The sequence below is a fragment of the Priestia sp. TRN 1309 genome, from assembly GCF_050846875.1.
Lineage (GTDB): Bacteria > Bacillota > Bacilli > Bacillales > Bacillaceae_H > Priestia > Priestia zanthoxyli.
Genome location: NZ_JBOZGM010000003.1, coordinates 174940 through 194308, shown reverse-complemented (window position 1 = coordinate 194308; position 19369 = coordinate 174940). Strand labels below are relative to the sequence as shown.

Below are 19369 nucleotides of genomic sequence, written 5' to 3'. Positions count from 1 at the left end.
GGATTTAAAGATTTCTCTCGAAATGGCTAGTAAATGAAAAAATGGAGGGATGGAACATGACGATGAAAACGGTGGATGTGGCAAAGTCGCTGGGAATACATCCAAGTACGGTATTAAAATGGGTTAAAATGGCGGATATCGAGCTAGAGAGAAATGAATCGGGACACTGTGAGTTTACAGAAGAAAATATTGAAGCACTTAGAGACTTTCAAAAAAACCGCAATCGTCAAGCCGTCGTCAAAGTGGTAGAAAAAGTAGTAGAAAAAGAGGAAGTCGTTATATCTGATGAACGTGCACAAGATATGCAAAAGCAGCTTGATCAGCTTTTTTTAAGACTGATTGAAAATGAAAAGCGTACAGAAGAAAAAGCGGGAGAAGTAGTGACCTTTCAAATTTTAGAGCATCGTTCAGAAATCGATCGGTTAAATAAAGTTATTACGAAATTAGAAAATCGAGTAGCGGAACTTGAAAGTCAGTTGAAAAGTGAAGACAGCTTAAAAGGTAAAAAGCCTGTTCCAAGATGGAGAAGCTTTTTAACCGGTATTTTTAGCTACTAGCAGCGATTTACCATAACGGTAAATCGCTTTTTTTATGGAATTTTATGAAAAATACATCAATTCGTACAGAATTGTGGAAAAAAATCTCAATAATAGTTGACGAAACGCTTAGTAATTTGATAAAACTAATTAAGTTAAGAAAGTGAAATACTTTCGTAAATACATATTCGTTATCATGCGATAGCGTTAAGGAGAGTGACAAGTGAAAAAAAGAGAAGAGCTCGTTCAAGAAATGGAGACGCTGTTTCGCTTTGTGTTCAGACAGCTTCGCCAAGAAATTAATGAAGTATACAATTCAGAGCTATCAACAAATGAATTTATGGTGCTTCGTATGCTGGTTGATTCCGGCAGGCAGCGATCAACTGATTTATCTAAGTATCTTCAAGTGTCAGCAAGCCACATTACGGCGGTAACCGACTTGCTTTTGTCAAAAGGCTACATTGCACGCAAACGGTCTGAAAATGATCGACGTATTATTGATATTGAACTGACCAAAGAAGGGCAAGATATTTTTAATGTGATTCAAGAAAAAAAACGAGCGTATTTCCTTGAGCGGTTTGAGCACTTTACAGATAAAGAAATTGAAACGATGAATAAACTGTTTCACAAAATTAAAGGTGATCAAAAATAAAGCGCTTTAAATGCGGAAGAATAATCAGTGAAGATGAGCTTCACTGATTATTTTTTTGTCTTAAAACGGAAAGAGTACAAGAAGCAAGTTAGTTGGTGAGAACATCAAATCAGCGTATAATAATAGAAAGAATACATGAAGGAGGTCATCTTTTTGACAGAACAATATGAAGTAGCAACTTTTGCTGGAGGCTGTTTTTGGTGTATGGTGAAGCCCTTTGATGAACAGCCAGGCATTATAAAAGTTGTATCTGGCTATACAGGCGGTCACAAAGAGAACCCGACGTACAAAGAAGTATGCTCAGAAACAACGGGCCACTATGAAGCGGTCCAAATTACATTTGACCCAGAAGTTTTTCCATATGAAAAGCTTTTAGAACTATACTGGCCTCAAATTGACCCAACGGATGCAGGCGGACAATTTGCGGATCGAGGCGATTCATATCGAACAGCTATCTTTTATCACAATGAGCACCAAAAGGCACTAGCTGAAGAATCCAAGCAACAATTAGAAGCAAGCGGTCGTTTTTCTGAACCAATTGCCACACAAATTCTACCGGCAAAACCGTTTTATGAAGCGGAAGAATACCATCAAGGTTATTATAAGAAAAATAAATTCCGCTATGCTATGTATCGACGAGGATCTGGACGTGATCGTTTTATTAAAGAAAACTGGAAAGACTTTGGCCGCGACGAGCAGCTAAAAACGACATTAACGCCTATTCAATATGAAGTTACTCAAAATGACGCAACGGAACCCCCGTTTCGCAATGAATTTTGGGATCATACAGAAGATGGTATTTATGTAGATATCGTATCAGGAGAGCCGTTGTTTAGTTCAACGGATAAATATGATGCCGGATGCGGATGGCCGTCTTTCACAAAAGCGATTAATAAAGATGAAGTAAAAGAAAACATGGACGTTAGTCATAATATGGTTCGTACAGAAGTACGAAGCAAAACGGCTAACTCTCACTTAGGTCATTTATTTGATGATGGTCCGCAAGATGCAGGCGGCTTGCGTTATTGCATCAACTCAGCAGCTCTTCGCTTTGTTCCGAAGGAAGATTTAGAAAAAGAAGGATACGGGGAATACGCTGTTTTATTTAACAAATAAAAGAGTATGAAAAAAAAGAGCGTGATTCAACTTAAAGTTGGCTCACGCTCTTCTTTTTGTGCTTTCTTTTGTTTTATTTTGGCTCGAATGAAGCTATAGAGAAAAAGGAAAGGAATGTACCCATAAATAAAGTAAAAGCCGGTCATAGATAGTCGTGTATTAAGCTGATCAATCGTTTCTCGATCATCAAAGAAAATAGAAAAGCCAAGAAGAGCAATTAAGGCTAGTATGAGAAAAATAGTAGGCGGTTTATTAAATGTTTTACTAAATCCGCGAATTGTACACCACAAGCTAACAGCAATCGTGGGTAGAACAACTAAAAGCCACAGAGAAATTAAGATATATTCAAAACGCTGCAAAAATGGAATTTCAATAATTTTAGCCATCGTTAAAGTTGGCCAAATGGTATGGCCTAACTGTCCCTGACTAAAATAGACAAACGAGACTAATGCTGTGCAAAAATATAAAAGCGTACTGAACAAAACGCCATATTGAGCCCACTTCTGACTAGTAGCACCATTTTTTATAAAAGGATAGAAAAAAAGAACGGATTCAAATCCTAGGTTCTCAAAGGTCATCATTTTAGTTGAAATTAAAAATTCCCATATTGTGTGATCGAATAAAGGAAATAGATTGTCCAGATGAGCATATTTTAACGGATAAATGAGCGCAAATAGGAGAGGCAAAGGCATAATGACTCCAAAAAAAGCAACTCCCGTAATGACACGAAATCCACCTGAAACCGTGTAGTAAATAATAGGCAAGTAAACGATTGATACAATCCATGTAGCTAACTGGGGAAACATCCATATTTGCAAAATTTCTACATACGTTCGGTAAATCGTTAATGCAAAGATAAAATAATAAATGGAAGCGGCAAGAGTTAAAGCTCCTCCAACGTATTTTCCGAAATATAATCGGTGTATATCAATTATATCGCTATTCTCGCGGATTAAGATATTAAAAATCATCGCTAACAAAATACAGACGCTAATTGCAGCAAGGATGATAGATATCCAGGATTCATACCCAGCACCTTTCATAATATAGCGCTGAAATCCTAGTATCCCAACGCCAATCTGCGTAGAGTGCACTAAGAAAAAAAGAAAAGAGGGGGAAACTTGATTTTCTTCTTTAATTGTATTGTGCATCTTTTCTTCCTCCTAGTTGCTGATACCCGTTTGAATAAGGTGAACATGCGCTTTCACTTTAATGTTCATATTAGGATATTTCGCTTTAAATTCTTGACTGTTAAAATGACGTGTTTTACTTCGAGCATAGTCTGTGAAACAAATCGGATCAATTTTTTCTCGCTGAAGTTTTTTTATGAATGTATTACCGTTTTTTTCAATATCATTTTTCAGCTCCTTTTCTACCAGTTTAATACCTGAAGACGTGGTTAGATCAATCCAGCTAGGAAACTCTTTGACAAGACCATCAATTTTTACATGAGTAATGATTGCTGGATTGTGAGGATCTCCTTTTAGTTCATACGTTGTTTTTGTTCGCAAGTTTTGGAGTATGACTTTTCCGCGCTGATTATTTTCTTTGATTTTCACGCCATAGCGTCCATGCTTAGTACCTGTTGTTAAAAGTTTGAATAAAAACGTTTCTTTTATTCCAACGGTGGTGGCCAACTCTTTTCCTTTAAACAAGGCGAGTCCTTTTAATTTAATGGCATCTTTGTCCTGCGTTAAGAGCGGGAGATACGCGTCGCGGTCATCACTGAAAAAACTGAATAAAAATATTTGCAAATTGGTATTTGGCAAATTTTCTGTTCGAATGTTTTGTTCGATTAAATTTGAAATAAACTGATAGTCCTTAATTTTCTTTTTCGTCACAGAGCTTAATAACTCATGGGCTTTACCGTCTACAATGCTTAATTTAATGTTACGGCCAAGGTCTGGGTTACGCGCGAGAATATTGACTAATTCATCCACTCCATGTTGGGCGAAATTTTCTCCAATGACTACGCTTCGCAACTGGCCAAAAGCGATAGGAAGTGAAGATTTGTTATTTAGCTGAAGAGGAACATCAAAGGCTGATTTTGCATTGGCCGCAATAATGCTTGGTTCTTCAGTTGGTCCATATTTATAGATAGGATATAAAATAGTGCCACGTACTTTTTTAGTGTCTGGATTATAGTCGTAGCCTAAAGAATTAACCACTTGAATTTCATCAATAACTTCCCGGTCTGCACAGCCGGCTAAACAAATGAGGCAAGCACATAAAATCATCGTTTTTTTCATGTTAGTTCCTCGCTTTATTCAGTATCTAAATTACTTTTTCTTTTCGCTTTTTTAGGATCATAGCGGAAGCGGTCTAATGGCCGTAAGTAGCTTGGACGCTTCGCGGTATGACTATAAGGCAAGCGAAGAAACGTATCTCTATATTCTTTTGGACGAAATGGGAATAAAGGAACAAGGTAAGGTGTTCCTAAAGATTTCAATCGCAGCAAGTGAACTAATAAGAAACAAAAACAAAATGTAATTCCCACTAAACCAAATGCCGTAGCAAACAGAATAAAAGGAAAACGCAGTAAGCGGATGGTGTTAGACATTTTAAAAATAGGCGTTGTAAAAGAAGCTAAAGCCGTCAGTGAAACAATAATAAGCAAAATATTGCTTGTTAACGCAGCTTCTACCGTTGCTTGCCCAATAACAATCCCACCTACGATTCCTAGCGTTTGACCTACTTTTGTTGGAAGTCTGGCTCCCGCTTCTCGAAGCAGTTCAATGGTAATTTCTAAAAAAAGTACTTCGATGACGGGTGGAAAAGGAACGTTTGTCCTTGAAAAAATAATAGGTCCCAGAAGATCTTTGGGCAGCATCTCATAATGATATGTAACAATGGCTACATAAAGAGGCGTAGCAAAAATAGAAAAAAAGACGCCAAAAATACGAATGACTCGGAAAAATGAGCCTAGTACCCACGGCAAATAGTAATCTTCGGGTGAAATAAAAAAATCAAGCAGCGTTGACGGTCCCGTAACCGCGTAAGGTGAACCGCTTGAAAAGAAAGCGACTTGCCCGTTTAACAGGGTAAATAATACCCGATCGATTCGCTCTGTTGTTAAAAACAGAGGAAACGGCGTAGAAGAGTTATCCGAAATTAATTGATCAAGCATCGTACTATCAAAAATAACGTCGAAATCTACATCTTCAAGACGCTGGGTCATAGTCTCTACGTGCTGAGGATTCGTTACGCCTTCTAAATAAACAAGCACGACGCGTGTTTTTGATTTATTTCCTACGGTGAGCTCTTTGAAAATAAGATTTTCGGAAATAACCGTTTTTCTCATTAAATAGAGATTGACATCTAAATCCTCTACAAAACCAATTTTAGGACCGACGACGCTAAACTCATTTTCCGTTTCATTTTCCTTTCGAAACCCTGTATCAAAGCTTTGAACTTTAATAAGAGCTACTAGCTTATCGTCTTTATGCAGTTGAAACATCACGTAGCCGCGCAGCATTTTTTCTAAAATTTCTTTTGTATCTTTTGTAATTGAAATATCTTCAATTGGCAGAACATTTTCGACTTCGTGCACACTGCTTAACGTAAAGTCTAGTTTTTGAAAGGGTTCAAGTATTTTATCTTCAACACTTTGCATGTTTACGAGCTGCTTAAAATAAGTAATGATGTATTTTCGATGCTGCGAACCAATAGCTAATGTTGTGAAATCACTTGATTTTTTAAATTGTTTAATCAGTTCATCCAATGTTTTTTTGGGCTGATCGTCTGCATTCTTTTTTTTAAATAAATGTTTAAACATAACCGTGCCCCTCGCATGACTTTCTATTACTGGTAGTTTGTTCATGTACTTCCTTTTTATTCGACTATTTTTTCTCAAGAAGAAAGGGAGAATATAAAAACAAACTTTACACTCTTTTACAGTGGATAAACAGTAGATTTACGTTTGGATGGTAACTTTAGACATGTCGAAGATAATGAAATAAAGGAGCGGGTACATTTATATGAAGAAAAAATTAGCAGGTATTACACTGGCAGGAGCGGTAGCATTGGCCTCGTTTGGTGTAGGAAACTCACTTATTCAAACGGAAGCAAAAGTGGAGCATAAGTCAGCTAAGAAACCTCAAAATGTCATTATGATGGTAATGGATGGGACGAGTTCGAATGCTACTACACTCGCAAGATGGTACAAAGGAAAACCGTTACACATGGATCAGCTAATGGCCGGGGGAGTACGGGCGTATTCGGCAGAATCTGCTATTACAGATTCCGCTCCAGCAGCTACTGCTTTAGCAACAGGAAATAAATCAAATTCTGGTTATGTAGGTGTGCTCCCTTCAGTAGTGAATACACCTGGGGTTAAACCCGTAGAAAAAGAAGATCAGTTTCGTCCCGTAGCAAACGTTCTAGAAGGAGCAAAGCTTTCGGGACGCGCGACAGGAATTGTGGCTACTTCTGAAATCCAGCACGCCACACCAGCTGGTTTTTCAGCCCACAACTACAGCCGTGATGATTTTCAAACGCTAGCGGAGCAGCAAGTGTATCAAAACATCGATGTAGTACTTGGAGGAGGTAAGCAATCTCTTCTTCCAGGAGCAGAAGAAAAAAGCCGAAAAGACGGTGAAAACTTAGTCAATGTATTGAACAAAAGAGGATATGACTTTGTAGAAAATAAAAAGGAATTAGAGCAGTCACGCGCCAAAAAAATCTGGGGGAGCTTCGCTGACCGAGACTTAGCGTATGATATGGATCGACCGCAGACAAAAGCAGAACAGCCAAAGCTGTCCCAGATGACAAATAAAGCAATAACAACACTCTCCAAAGATAAAGACGGTTTCTTCTTATTTGTTGAAGGAAGCAAAACGGATTGGGCAGCTCATGCGAATGATCCAGTAGGCATGATTAGCGATGTATTAGCGTTTGATGAAGCAGTGGGCAAGGCAGTAGAGTTCGCTAAAAAAGATGGAAATACGATGGTTATTGCGATTGCTGATCACGGAAACAGCGGTCTTTCAATCGGTAATGCAAATACAACAAAAGGATATGATATCACACCTGTTTCTGCTTATATTGATCCATTAAAAAAAGCAAAAATGACGTTAGAAGGTGCTACGTCTAACTTAAAAGAAGATTTATCAAATAAAGAAGAAGTAGCTGCTTTGTATGGTTTATCAAACCTAACTTCAGAGGAAAAAGCGCAGCTGACTAAAGCAAGAGATAAAAAAGAAATGAGTGCTACACTATCAAAGCTATTAGCCAACCGAGCAAACCTTGGGTTCACAACGGGCGGTCATACGGGTGAGGATGTATTTCTGTATTCATACGGCGTCAATCGACCAACGGGGCACTTTGATAATACGGATATTGCCAAACATATGGCTAAGTCAATGAATATTAACTTAAACGAGTTAACAAATGAATTATTTATTGAAGCAAATAAAGCTTTTAAAGGCTCAAATGTAGCGGTGGACTCAAAAGATAAAAACAACCCTGTGCTCGTTGTTACAAACAATAAGCGAACGGTACGTTTTCCGGTAAATAAAAATATTGCGATTGTAAATGGAAAAGAGATACAGATGGACAGCGTGGTGGTACAGGATAAAAAGGGTCGCTTCTTTGTATCGAAACAGGCACAGCAAATTGTAAAAAATGCAAAATAAGAAATGAATGTAAAACAGGCCGAAGTATAACTTTAGGCCTGTTTTTTTACAGATAATAGATAGATAATTAGATGTATTAGCCTTTAGAGAGGAATGAATTGATTTATTTTACAAATAAATAGCTTTGAACTCTTAAAGGAATGGAAAGTCTTCACCTTTAAATATATGTGATTTATACTATGAAATGGTATAATAATCATAGTTCTAAAAGGAACTAGTTCGGAATACATATGTAAGTTCATAACGTTATATGCTAGAATTTTTATAATAAAATGAATAAAAAATACATAAATTTCTTCAAGTGAAATTACAAATACAGGGTTATTAAGGGTTGTATGTAAGTAATTACCTTGAATAAAAAGTAAAAAAATGAATAAAAGTATGGGTGGAAGAACGTAGAACATGTTTTAATAGTAAGAGAATAAGAGAAGACAAAATGATTGAAAATAGCGTGTCGCCTTTATTAAAAATATTAAATAAAGATTCTGGCATGCTGATTTGCAGATTATAAAAAGGGTATTAAATCATTGTTAGGAAAATAAATGATAATAGATAAACGGTTTTATTTCTTCTTCTAGAAAACCTACAATTATTGCAATATTCCCCATGAACAATCGTTGTGCGTTCCATTAACGATTAGCGTCCGTGTAGATCATTCATCTCAACATAAAAACACTATAAAGATGTGTAGACATGCATAAAACAGAATGGGCAATAGTTCGTACTATACTTTAACATTGTATCCTAGGGGGAGTCAGGATGAACAAAATCAACTTAATTATTGCCGATGATAACGAAGATTCGGTTGAAATTTTAGATTATTTTATAGAACAGCTTCCGGAATTTGAAGTGATTGGCATCTGCAAAGACGGAGAGCAGCTTGTACAGGAAGTGATGGCTAAGAGTCCAGACCTTTTGCTCGTAGACATTAATATGCCTACGGTTAACGGTGTAGATGCCATAAAAAAGTGCCTGCGCATTAAGCCGAATTTAAACTTCATTTTTATCACCGGTTATGATGAATTTGCTGTGAAGGCATTCGAGTTGTCGGCACTGGATTACATTGTAAAACCAATTGAAAAAACCAGACTTTATATGGCGCTAGAGCGGGCAAAAAACTCCATTGGAATTGATAAAAATCAGTCAAAAAAGCCAGGTGAGCAATTAAAAAGACTGCCTGTAAAATTTAATGGATCTACTTATTACATTCCAATTGATCAAATTATTTTTATCGAAAAGTCCGGGAAAAAATGCTTAATCTATACTCAATCACGTGTCTATGAGACATATGAAAATATTAGTGATATCTATATGTATTTGAACCCTTCTGTATTCAGTCAAACACATCGGTCTTATATCGTAAATTTGCAGAAAGTTTCGCACATCACGCCAAAAAACGAAACATATCTTGTTTATTTCTTAGAAATTGATGAATATGCTCATATCTCAAAATTAAAAATCCAAGACGTTCAAAAACAGCTGCATCAGTTAATGACAAATTAAGAGATGCTGCTGCTTCTAAAATAGTTATGTTGATGAAAGGACGAAGCTTATGTAAGTTTCGTCTATTTCATGTGTCTGCTTTCGGAATAAATGATCGTAATATAGTTCTTATAAGGAGAGTTAGATAGAAGAAGTAACGTTAAAGTGAAAGGAAAGAAAATGATTTCAATTACTGGTCACTATAATGAATTTACCGTATTTCTTGCTGTCATTGTAGGGATTCTTGCCTCTTATACAGCACTTGATATTATGAGCAAAATGATAAAAAAACAGCGAAACAATTATTTGTGGCTTACACTGTCAGCAACTTCAATGGGGCTTGGAGTGGGGGCGATGCACTATATTGCGATGCTTGCTTATTATGTTCCTGTTAGCTTTCATTTTGATGCTGTACTTTCTGTTCTTGCTTTAATAATAGCAATTAGCGGGTCATTAGTTGCGTTTTGGACATTCTGGAAATGGCGCACGTCGGTATGGTCAGGGCTTATTTTAGGAAGCAGTATTCTGGGTACGCATTACATTGCAATGGCAGCAATCGAAACAGAAGCACACATTCATTATGCGATGCTATCTGTTTTGCTTTCCATCATCATCGCCCTGGTCGTTGCATTTTATGCGATGCACTTGTTTTTTCGTTCGAAAAGCGTGAAAGCTAATCCATTTCTTAAACTTGTTAGCTCCATTTTACTAGGCATTGGCATTTCAGCTATGCATTTCATTAGTATGTATGGAATGAAGCTGCATATTGCACATTCAGTTGCTAGAAGGTGGGGCCAGTGGCTGCCGTATCAAGCGCCGTTTTCCAATATTATTGCAAGCATCACAATTACGCTACTGATTGTCTTCCTGCTCGTTGCTGCTTTTAAGCGTCAGGAAGAAGTGAGGGAAAGTCAATTAAAAGAAGAGTATTATCAATCCCTTTTTAACTACAATCCCAATATTGTGTGTGCAGTTGATTTGTACGGCAATATTCAAACGATTAACCCAAAAGGAATCGAGCTAACAGGATACACGTTAAATAAAATGGAGACAATCCCGTTTCCTTCTATGTTCAGAGAAGCTGAAAGAGCTGAAGAATATATGTGGAAATCCCTGAGCGGAGACTCTGTATATTATGAGGCAACGTTGATTCGAAAAGATAATCAGCCTGTATACGTTGAAGTCACGCAAATGCCCATTATTGTTTATGATCAAATTAAAGGAAGTTACGTTATCGCCAAAGATGTGACAGATCGAAAAAGGGCTCAACAGCAGCTTCTGGATTTACAAAAAGATTTAAAACGCACGCTTTCACAGCAAGATGGTACTATTTTTAAATTTGTGAAGAACAGTAAAGGATATGTCTATACGATGTGCGAAGGCAAAATGATTCGTGAAATGGGATATGAGGAAATAGATGTTGTCGGAAAAACACCTGAGGAATTTTTACCTGAATCCTACGCAAGAGATAATAGGAGTTACTATGATAAAGCATGGGCGGGAGAGAAAGTGTCGTATGAAGTACTTTTGAACGACTTTGCTTACTATACGAAATTAACACCTCATATCTACAAAGGAGAAGTACAAGAAGTTATTGGTTCTATAGTAGATATTACTGATCTTCACGAAGCAAGAGAAAAGCTGGCTAAAAGTGAAAGCATGTATCGATCCGTTCTTTCTACAATGTCAGAAGGCGTGGTGTTTCATGACCTTGAAGGTAACTTAATTGCTGCCAATGCATACGCTGCTAAGATTCTAAACGTGCCTTATGACCAAATGTTATCGGTTAACCCGTTTGGTTTAGACTGGGAAATTATTCATCCTGATGGTACAGCTTTTGCACTCGAAGATATTCCATCTGTCCGCTGTCTTCATACAAAAGAGCCTGTGCGAAATACAGTCATGGGCATTTATTTAAATGAGAAAAAGTTGACTTGGCTTTCGGTGAATGCTGAACCTCTGCAAGAAAGCAAATATTATAAAGGCGTAGTTGTCACATTTTATGATATTACAAAGCAGCAGGAACAAGAACAAGACCTGCTTCATTCCAATCAGCAAATGATTATAGCCAAAGAAGAAGCCGAAAAAGCAAATCAGGCTAAGTCAGAATTTTTATCAAAAGTAAGCCATGAACTTCGAACGCCTTTAAACAGTATTTTAGGCTATGCACAGATATTGGAAGAGCAAGGAGAAAAAGATTTAACAGAAAAACAATTGAATCGTATACGAAAAATTTTAAAAGCAGGTAATCATCTTCTTTATTTAATAAATGAAACGCTTGATTTATCGAAAATTGAATCAGGTCACTTAGCGATTAACCTTGAACCAGTGTCGGTAAAAGAAGCAATTGAAGACGCGCTTAAAATTATGAAACCATTAGCAAAAGATAAGCATAGTATATTTTATACTCGCTTTCACGCATACCAAGAAGTGTTTGTTGAAGTAGATGAACTTCGTTTTCAGCAGATCTTATTAAATCTGCTTACAAACGCCATTAAATATTCGCCCGCTTATCGCGATATCATTATCTATACCAATATTACTCAGCATCACGTAACCATATTGATTGAAGATAGGGGCTTTGGAATTCCAGCTTCAGAATTAAATCGGATTTTTGAGCCTTTCTATCGCGTGAATAGACTAGAAAAAGACGGAACAGGGATTGGGCTGGCGCTTGTAAAGCAGCTTGTTGTCTTAATGAATGGAACGTGCGGAGTGCGAAGTGAAGAAGGAAAAGGCAGTACATTTTGGGTTCGTTTTCCCTTAGTACATCCACCTGTTTTTAAACGCTTATCCAATGAAGGGGAAGCCGAGTCATTTTTAGGTTTTTCCATGCCGATCTCAATTGTGTATATTGAGGATAACGATACAAATATTGAGCTTATGCAATCGATTCTTTCTCCATATAAAAACGTTAAGCTCTTAGTTGCCAAAACAGGAGAAAACGGCATCGGGCTAATCAAGTCTATTTCACCGGATATGATCTTAATTGATATTGATCTGCCTGATATGAATGGTTTTGAGGTATGCACACAGCTTCAGCTGGAAAAAGAGTTGAAGAATATTCCGCGAGTTGCCTTGAGTGCAAGCGCAATGCAAAGCGACATCGATCAAGCTTTTTTAGTCGGTTTTAGTGAATACGTAACAAAGCCTATTCATATTGCCACGTTTTTAAACGTATTAAAACGCTTAACAAAAGCTTAACAAAAGTTTAGAGGGCTTTTCATTGACTTATTAGTGGACCTTTTGTAAAATAAAAACAACTTAATACATTTACTTCTTACGGAGTAAAGGGGAGTAGCGTCAGGGAAACCTGAAACAAAGTCGTCATTACATGGAGTATTCCATCGGCTTTGTTGGCATAATGATTATGCTTAGCAAGACCTTTGCCATATTTGGCAAAGGTCTTTTTGTGTTTTATTCCGGTAATGAGAATAAATCAACTTATACAAAGAAACGAGAGGGGATTTTTATGGATGCATCGCTTTTGTTAGAATATGGCTGGGTATTGTTGGTGCTGGTTGCATTAGAAGGAATTTTGGCGGCGGATAATGCTCTTGTAATGGCCATTATGGTCAAACATTTACCGGAAGAAAAACGCAAGAAGGCATTGTTTTACGGATTAGCCGGTGCCTTTATTTTTAGATTCGGTTCATTGTTTTTGATTTCATTTTTGGTAGATGTATGGCAGCTTCAAGCAATAGGAGCCATTTACTTATTGTTCATTTCCATTAATCATATTGTGAAGCGATATGTGAAAAAAGGTGATCATGAAAAAGTAAAAGAAGCGGACGGAAAAAAGGGCTCAGGTTTCTGGATGACGGTCTTGAAAGTAGAAGTAGCGGACATTGCTTTTGCGGTTGATTCAATTTTGGCTGCTGTGGCTCTTGCCGTTACGTTGCCAACAACCAATCTTCCTAAAATTGGCGGACTCGATGGCGGACAATTCTTGGTGATCTTTGCCGGAGGAATTATGGGACTAATCATTATGCGTTTTGCTGCAACTTGGTTCGTCAAGCTATTAAATACGCGCCCGGGGCTAGAAACGGCGGCTTTTGCTATCGTAGGCTGGGTAGGGGTTAAGCTAGCAGTTTACACTCTTGCTCATCCGGAGTTAGGTATTATTAATGAACACTTCCCTGAATCAAAAGTATGGAAAATTACGTTTTGGGTTGTGTTACTTGGCATAGCAGCTTCAGGCTGGTTTTTATCTAAAAACAAAGAACAAACTGATCTTGAAGGTTCAGAGAAAGAAAAAGACTCATTAAAGAAAATTGAAAATCAATAATACAAAAAAACGCGCTTTTAATGCGCGTTTTTTTGTATATTAAGATAAAATACCTAGTTTAAATTGTTTTGAGAAAGGGTAAAAGAACTAACTGATGTTTAATTACTGTATATCCGAATGTTTTGCTTTTTCGTTCATATTCTGTAAAGAACGGAAGCAGCGTTGGATAATTCAGTTCAATGAAGTTTATTTCAGTTCATAAACATATATTTCAAATGTATGTTAATTGGTAAAATTGAGCTATTATGGGTTATAATAAAGAGAAATTAAAAGGAGCAGAGCGCTTCTTGACCCTGTTCGTCATCAAAAGAATGGATATTAACATGGTATAAAGCAACTGAGTATAGTAAAAGAGGTGAAGCCAATGCTCACAAAAGTTCAAACGCCTCCATCGCTTGAAACGCTTGTACTGACGATTCAGCAAGGGGATAAACAATTACATAACGAAATGATTCAACAATATAAACCGTTTATTGCTAAAGTTGTTTCAGCTGTATGTAAACGTTATATAAGTGAAGCTGACGATGAATTTAGCATTGGTCTGATTGCGTTTAATGAAGCCATTGAAAATTACACAATCCAAAAAGGAAGATCCCTTCTTGCATTTGCGGAACTGATTATTAAAAGAAGAGTCATCGACTATATTCGAAAAGAAAAGCGAAACCAAACGCTGCTCTATAGCCGAATTGACAATGAAGGTTTTATGCAAGGTAAGGTAGAAAGGGATATATCGCTTTCTAACTATAAAAGGCAAAGTGAAACTTCATATATTCAAGAGGAAATGACTTATTTTTGTCAGACGCTGGAACTGTTTAAATTAACTCTTGAAGACATTATTAACACGTCTCCTAAACATAAGGATGCAAGGGGAAACGCAGTGGAAGTTGCATCTTTTATCGTCAATGAAAAAGAATTAAAAGATAAGCTGTTTTTAAAGCGGCAGCTTCCCATTCGCTTGATTGAAAAAAATGTCAAAGTGAGCCGGAAAACAATTGAAAGAAACCGGAAATATATCATCGCAATGGTTATTATATTAGCGGGGGATTACGTGTATTTAAAAGACTATATTATGTAAGAAAAAGGCACACGCAGGTGCCTTTTTTTTAGCCATGTTATGAAGTTATGTTTTATTTTTGTGTGCTGCCGCTTAAGTGAGCTTGAGCTTGTTGCACCAAGCGTTTTGTGATTTCTCCGCCTACTGAACCGTTGCTGCGTGCAGCAGTGTCAGAACCTAGAGTTACCCCAAATTCTTGAGCGATTTCGTATTTATATTGATCTAAAAATTGTTCTACTCCTGGTGTTAATAGTTTATTTGTTCTAGCCATGATTAGTCATCTCCTTTTTTAGTTGTACAGCAGTTCACTGCTGTACCTGTATTATTTGCTGTTTACTATTTTGCATACTGGTAATGGTTTGCAAGAAAGTATAAAAAAGCCCAGCTTTCAAAGAAGCTGGGCTTTTTTATATATTATTTTACAACTGCATATTGCTCAAGAGACTGAGCAAATGATTTTTGAAGAGATTTTACTTGCTCTACGTATGCATCAGATACGTGTTGGAACTCTTGACGCGTTTTCTTTTGCTCTTCTACTAATTGTGTTACTACTTGATGATATTGTTCTTGAGCTTGCTTTACTAAAGAATAGCTTGATTTGCTTTGGTTAAGAGAAAGCTCTTGTAATTTATTTAATGCTTCATGCGTGCGGTTTGTCCATTCTTCATAAGAATCGGCAACAGCGTTACCAGCTGTTTTACGTAAGTTTTCAACTGTTTTTTGTTGAAGATCTTCTAATTCAGCTTTCCACTGTTTGTCTGTTGCTTGAAGTTGTTCAACTGCTTTTGTTACAAATTCTTGCTGTTGCTCAAGTGCTTTTAACGTCCATTGCTCAATTTGTTTGTTTCCGTCTGCAATGTTTTGTAATCCCTTTGTCCATTGTTCCCACATTGCATCAATTACTGTATCATACTTTACTGTTGACATAATCAAATTCCTCCTTGAATAATTTGGTCTGGCGAACAGTTATCGTAATGAACAAAACGTTAAAGAAGAAATTCGTAGTTGTGTAATAAACCTAACATTCCGCGCTCGCTGGTTGACCGTGAAATTTATTTAACATTATATTAGGAAACGCAGATGTACTGCGTGAATCCCTTTAATCGTTTTCTTCCTCTTTTGATTCTTTTGACTTTTTAGAAGAAGAAGAGCTAAAAGGGAACAACATGTCGGTATACATGTGAAAAAATGAATCTAACATGTTTTGATACTGTTCAAGTGAATTAGCCCACATGCTTAAATATTGTTCACCGGCATCTGTTAATGAGTAAATCCGGCGTGCAGGTCCTTCAGCTGACGTATCCCATTGCGATGTAATCAAGTTGTCTTTTTCAAGCTGTCTCAGCGTGCGGTAGACATTTCCTTGATCAACTGATGTGAATCCAAAGCTCATTAGTTGCTGAATGAGCTTGTAACCATGTAGATTCCAACCTCTTAAACTTAAAAGAAGAAAAGGAACCATCAAGTTTTTTGGTGCACCGCTAATCGATTTTTCTAAGTTGTTTGAATTAGAGGTGTTATCTTTTTCACTTGATCCCAAGGTAATCACCCCTTCGAAAAAAGAGAATTTGTTTTCTATATGTGTAATTTACACCTAGATGAAAAAATTGTCAACACTTTAAAACAGGTCTTTCAAATACAGGAAAAAAGAACGATTTTTTGAATTTCGACAAAAAGCGTCAAAAAAATTCAAAAATAAACAAAGATTTAGAATTGTTTATTTTGGGAAACGAATTTATAATAGTACATGTAGGTAATTTTTATAACATTTATAATTTGTTGGTAAGTGAATTGTGAAAAGATTTACATTATCCAATAAATAAACGCAAAATTGGTTGCGTTTACTTAGAGCTTCTAATATGTCGCTTGTCACATTAAGTGTCCATATTGAAAGCCATCACTTTTAACGTACACAAGAAAGGAGATGGAGTTTTGGAACAGCAAAAAGTATTTGATCCGTTTCAAGCATGGAAAGACGTATATGACAAAACCGAATCTTACTGGGGTAAAGTTATTGGGGACAATATGAATCGTGAAGAATTTTCCCAGCTCATGGGAAATGTGCTAAATATGAACCTTCAATATCAACAAGCAGTAAATGAAGTAACGGGGCGCTATCTGCACCAAGTAAATGTACCCACAAAGGAAGATGTAGCAAACGTTGCGTCATTAGTCATCAATGTGGAAGAAAAAGTAGAATTATTAGAAGAGCAATTTGATGATCGTTTTGATGAATTAGAAGCACAGCAAGAAAGTGCATCCGCTTTGAAAAAAGATGTAACTAAGCTGAAATCTGATGTCAAATCATTAGACAAAAAACTCGACAAAGTGTTATCTCTTCTTGAAGGGCAGCAAAAAACACAAGACGAGTTAAAAGAAACGATTCAACAACAAATTAAAACTCAAGGTGAGCAGCTTCAGGCTCAGCTTTTAGAAAAACAAGAAAAATTAGCTGAAAAGCCAAAGGCAGAAGCTAAAGCTGAAGCAAAACCATCAAACGCTCAAAAAACTGAGCAACCGGCTCGCAAGTAGGGCATAGGGGATTTTAAAACAACATTAACTGCTGTATTTACAGTAAAAATCATCGCTGAAGAAGCAAGGGGGAAATTTTTCATGACAACATTACAAGGTAAAGTAGCAATCGTAACAGGCGGATCTAAAGGTATCGGGGCAGCAATTACACGTGAGCTTGCTTCTAATGGAGTAAAAGTAGCAGTAAACTATAACAGCAGTAAAGAATCTGCAGAAGCAATTGTAAAAGAAATTAAAGACAACGGCGGAGAAGCTATTGCGGTTCAAGCTGACGTGTCTTATGTAGATCAAGCAAAACACCTAATCGAAGAAACAAAAGCTGCGTTTGGTCAATTAGACATTCTAGTAAACAATGCTGGAATTACGCGCGACCGTTCATTCAAGAAATTAGGTGAAGAAGATTGGAAAAAAGTAATTGATGTAAACTTACATAGCGTATACAACACAACATCAGCTGCGCTAACGCATCTTTTAGAATCTGAAGGCGGTCGTGTTATCAATATTTCATCAATTATTGGTCAAGCGGGCGGATTTGGTCAAACAAACTACTCAGCTGCTAAAGCAGGTATGCTAGGATTCACCAAATCATTAGCTCTTGAACTAGCTAAAAGTGGCGTAACGGTTAATGCAATTTGCCCAGGATTTATTGAAACAGAAATGGTAATGGCAATGCCTGAAGAAGTACGTGCAAAAGTTGTAGCAAAAATCCCAACTCGTCGCTTAGGTCACGCTGAAGAAATTGCACGTGGAGTTGTTTACTTAGCAAAAGACGGCGCGTACATTACAGGACAACAGTTAAACATTAACGGCGGCTTATACATGTAATAAATGCTGGCCCTGACTTTTGTCGGGGCTGTGCTTGTTAACTAACTACTAATGAAATGAAAGGGTGTGTATATTCGTGGCAATTCCTTACGTGCAAGAGTGGGAAAAATTAATCAAATCAATGCCAAGTGAATATAAAAGTTCTGCAAGACGTTTTAAGCGTGCATATGAAATTATGACAACAGAAGCGGAACCGGAAGTTGGATTAACACCAAAAGAGGTTATTTGGAAAAAGAATAAAGCAAAATTATATCGCTATACGCCAGTAAAAGATAACCTGCATAAAACACCAATTTTACTCGTATATGCACTGATCAATAAACCGTATATTTTGGATTTAACACCTGGAAACAGCCTTGTTGAATACTTATTAAACCGCGGTTTTGACGTGTATTTGCTTGACTGGGGAACTCCTGGGCTTGAAGACAGCAATATGAAGCTAGATGATTATATTGTGGATTATATTCCAAAAGCGGCGAAAAAGGTGCTGCGCACTTCTAAATCTCCTGATTTGTCTGTTCTTGGTTACTGCATGGGCGGAACTATGACATCTATTTTTGCTGCATTAAATGAAGACTTGCCGATTAAAAACTTAATTTTTATGACAAGTCCATTTGATTTCTCGGATACAGGTTTATACGGGGCATTCCTAGACGACCGCTACTTTAATTTAGATAAAGCAGTAGATACATTCGGAAACATCCCTCCAGAGATGATTGACTTTGGAAACAAGATGCTAAAGCCAATCACGAATTTTTACGGCCCGTATGTAACGTTGGTGGATCGTTCGGAAAATCAGCGTTTTGTTGAAAGCTGGAAGCTCATGCAAAAGTGGGTTGCTGACGGAATCCCATTTGCTGGTGAAGCTTATCGTCAGTGGATTCGCGACTTCTATCAACAAAACAAATTAATCAATGGTGAACTTGAAGTTCGCGGCCGAAAAGTAGATTTGAAAAATATTAAAGCTAATATTTTAAACATTGCTGCTAGCCGTGATCATATTGCGATGCCGCATCAAGTGGCAGCTTTAATGGACGCTGTTTCAAGTGAAGATAAAGAATATAAATTACTGCAAACAGGTCACGTATCTGTTGTATTTGGTCCAAAAGCAGTAAAGGAAACATATCCTTCAATCGGCGATTGGCTAGAAAAGCGCTCTAAATAAAATAAAAACGAGGCTGGCACAAAAGTATTTCAGCCGAAGTAAAAAACGAACCACTGATATCAGTGGTTCGTTTTTTGTTATGGTGA

17 protein-coding genes and 1 riboswitch are annotated in these 19369 nt (G+C 37.1%); of the genes, 11 read left to right on the top strand and 6 right to left on the bottom strand.

Annotation, left to right across the window (positions count from 1 at the left end; genetic code table 11):
- The first annotated feature begins 56 nt into the window (after positions 1–56).
- The 3 genes from ACRPLQ_RS13270 to msrA all read left to right on the top strand — a co-directional run bounded on the left by ACRPLQ_RS13270 (position 57) and on the right by msrA (position 2304).
- Positions 57–557, top strand: coding sequence for a MerR family transcriptional regulator (locus tag ACRPLQ_RS13270; RefSeq protein ID WP_033578357.1), 501 nt, complete (start codon positions 57–59; stop codon positions 555–557).
- A 202-nt stretch (positions 558–759) separates the two neighbouring features.
- A complete protein-coding gene (locus ACRPLQ_RS13265) occupies positions 760–1188 on the top strand; it encodes a MarR family winged helix-turn-helix transcriptional regulator (protein ID WP_028414193.1) in 429 nt (142 codons plus the stop codon).
- A gap of 153 nt (positions 1189–1341) precedes the next feature.
- On the top strand, positions 1342–2304 hold the full coding sequence (msrA, locus tag ACRPLQ_RS13260) for a peptide-methionine (S)-S-oxide reductase MsrA (protein WP_080754393.1): 963 nt from the start codon (positions 1342–1344) through the stop codon (positions 2302–2304).
- A 26-nt stretch (positions 2305–2330) separates the two neighbouring features.
- Here the strand turns inward: msrA and ACRPLQ_RS13255 are convergent, their stop codons facing one another.
- The 3 genes from ACRPLQ_RS13255 to ACRPLQ_RS13245 are packed head-to-tail and all read right to left on the bottom strand — an operon-like array spanning position 2331 to position 6079.
- Positions 2331–3455, bottom strand: coding sequence for a GerAB/ArcD/ProY family transporter (locus ACRPLQ_RS13255; protein WP_165635654.1), 1125 nt, complete (start codon positions 3453–3455; stop codon positions 2331–2333).
- Between the two features lie 12 nt (positions 3456–3467).
- Positions 3468–4553 carry a Ger(x)C family spore germination protein gene (locus ACRPLQ_RS13250; protein WP_099330742.1) on the bottom strand — a complete coding sequence of 362 codons (1086 nt, stop codon included), beginning with the start codon at positions 4551–4553 and terminating at the stop codon, positions 3468–3470.
- A gap of 14 nt (positions 4554–4567) precedes the next feature.
- Complete coding sequence (locus ACRPLQ_RS13245) at positions 4568–6079, bottom strand: spore germination protein (RefSeq protein ID WP_099330743.1); 1512 nt, start codon at positions 6077–6079, stop codon at positions 4568–4570.
- 202 nt (positions 6080–6281) lie between these two features.
- Here ACRPLQ_RS13245 and ACRPLQ_RS13240 point away from each other — a divergent pair, with 202 nt between their 5' ends.
- From ACRPLQ_RS13240 to sigI, 5 genes are all read left to right on the top strand, one after another.
- Positions 6282–7937, top strand: a complete 1656-nt coding sequence (locus ACRPLQ_RS13240) for an alkaline phosphatase (protein WP_432236044.1) — start codon at positions 6282–6284, stop codon at positions 7935–7937.
- 759 nt (positions 7938–8696) lie between these two features.
- Positions 8697–9440: a LytR/AlgR family response regulator transcription factor gene (locus ACRPLQ_RS13235; protein WP_432236043.1), complete on the top strand. Its 744-nt coding sequence runs from the start codon at positions 8697–8699 to the stop codon at positions 9438–9440.
- A gap of 159 nt (positions 9441–9599) precedes the next feature.
- A complete protein-coding gene (locus ACRPLQ_RS13230) occupies positions 9600–12623 on the top strand; it encodes a PAS domain S-box protein (protein ID WP_430077496.1) in 3024 nt (1007 codons plus the stop codon).
- Between the two features lie 76 nt (positions 12624–12699).
- Positions 12700–12795: riboswitch (yybP-ykoY riboswitch) on the top strand.
- A gap of 96 nt (positions 12796–12891) precedes the next feature.
- Positions 12892–13707 carry a TerC family protein gene (locus ACRPLQ_RS13225; protein ID WP_028414185.1) on the top strand — a complete coding sequence of 272 codons (816 nt, stop codon included), beginning with the start codon at positions 12892–12894 and terminating at the stop codon, positions 13705–13707.
- A 364-nt stretch (positions 13708–14071) separates the two neighbouring features.
- Positions 14072–14782, top strand: a complete 711-nt coding sequence (gene sigI, locus ACRPLQ_RS13220) for an RNA polymerase sigma factor SigI (RefSeq protein ID WP_432231938.1) — start codon at positions 14072–14074, stop codon at positions 14780–14782.
- Positions 14783–14834: 52 nt separating this feature from the next.
- On the opposite strand, the gene ACRPLQ_RS13215 is transcribed toward sigI, so the two are convergent.
- The 3 genes from ACRPLQ_RS13215 to phaQ all read right to left on the bottom strand — a co-directional run bounded on the left by ACRPLQ_RS13215 (position 14835) and on the right by phaQ (position 16301).
- The gene (locus ACRPLQ_RS13215) at positions 14835–15032 is read right to left on the bottom strand and encodes an alpha/beta-type small acid-soluble spore protein (RefSeq protein WP_013055933.1); all 198 of its coding nucleotides are present in this window, start codon (positions 15030–15032) and stop codon (positions 14835–14837) included.
- A 143-nt stretch (positions 15033–15175) separates the two neighbouring features.
- Positions 15176–15688 (bottom strand): polyhydroxyalkanoic acid inclusion protein PhaP, encoded by a 513-nt coding sequence (gene phaP / locus ACRPLQ_RS13210; protein WP_014461097.1) that lies wholly within the window; start codon positions 15686–15688, stop codon positions 15176–15178.
- A gap of 172 nt (positions 15689–15860) precedes the next feature.
- Positions 15861–16301, bottom strand: coding sequence for a poly-beta-hydroxybutyrate-responsive repressor (phaQ, locus tag ACRPLQ_RS13205; protein ID WP_013055935.1), 441 nt, complete (start codon positions 16299–16301; stop codon positions 15861–15863).
- Between the two features lie 392 nt (positions 16302–16693).
- Here phaQ and phaR point away from each other — a divergent pair, with 392 nt between their 5' ends.
- The 3 genes from phaR to ACRPLQ_RS13190 all read left to right on the top strand — a co-directional run bounded on the left by phaR (position 16694) and on the right by ACRPLQ_RS13190 (position 19283).
- Positions 16694–17293, top strand: a complete 600-nt coding sequence (gene phaR, locus ACRPLQ_RS13200) for a polyhydroxyalkanoic acid synthase subunit PhaR (RefSeq protein WP_028414183.1) — start codon at positions 16694–16696, stop codon at positions 17291–17293.
- 81 nt (positions 17294–17374) lie between these two features.
- The gene (gene phbB / locus ACRPLQ_RS13195) at positions 17375–18118 is read left to right on the top strand and encodes an acetoacetyl-CoA reductase (RefSeq protein ID WP_014461095.1); all 744 of its coding nucleotides are present in this window, start codon (positions 17375–17377) and stop codon (positions 18116–18118) included.
- A gap of 76 nt (positions 18119–18194) precedes the next feature.
- Positions 18195–19283 carry a class III poly(R)-hydroxyalkanoic acid synthase subunit PhaC gene (locus tag ACRPLQ_RS13190; protein ID WP_013055939.1) on the top strand — a complete coding sequence of 363 codons (1089 nt, stop codon included), beginning with the start codon at positions 18195–18197 and terminating at the stop codon, positions 19281–19283.
- The last annotated feature ends 86 nt before the right edge of the window (positions 19284–19369 follow it).